The organism is Acetobacter okinawensis (assembly GCF_002153655.1).
In the GTDB taxonomy this organism is placed as follows: Bacteria; Pseudomonadota; Alphaproteobacteria; order Acetobacterales; family Acetobacteraceae; genus Acetobacter; species Acetobacter okinawensis_A.
Window position 1 is genome coordinate 1 of record NZ_JOPJ01000082.1, and the last position, 514, is coordinate 514.

1 protein-coding gene is annotated in these 514 nt (G+C 32.7%); it reads left to right on the top strand.

Going from position 1 to position 514, the window contains the following annotated elements:
• Positions 1–311: 311 nt before the first annotated feature.
• A partial coding sequence (locus tag HK26_RS13780; protein WP_219337101.1) for a hypothetical protein occupies positions 312–514 on the top strand: 203 nt, incomplete at its 3' end.

The following is a 514-nucleotide window of genomic DNA, read 5'->3' on the forward strand; positions in this document are numbered from 1 at the left end:
TTTTGTGTAAGTTTAGTATGCACAATTTTAGGTATTTTGTCAAGTAAAAATGCATATTTATTAATAATCTTGCTTGCATATAAATACAGTTTATATTTTACTTGCATAAATTAACATTTCATGCTTTAATAATGGAAAAAGCCAGATGCGACAAACATCTGACTTTAACAAATGCGATGGAGAAGAGGCCACCGAGAGCAAAACAAGCACTGTTTTTATGAATTGATTATGTAGTATTTAAATGAATTAGTCAAGTAAAAAATGTAGTTCTCGTAATTTTTTCTTCATCCTGATTAAAGGAGAAAAATTTTATGGGATTAGCATTTAAAAAACCTGAAGTAGCACTCGACAGATATCCATACGATTGGAGGATGAAAAGGTTCATGCCTTACAATGCCAATCTGTTTTTCATCATGGGTCAGAAATTAAAACAGCCTGATGCAAAAGGTAGAACATGGTGGGATAAACCTTACCATATCTCGGAATACGAAACCGTTTTTGACATGGCCCAGGA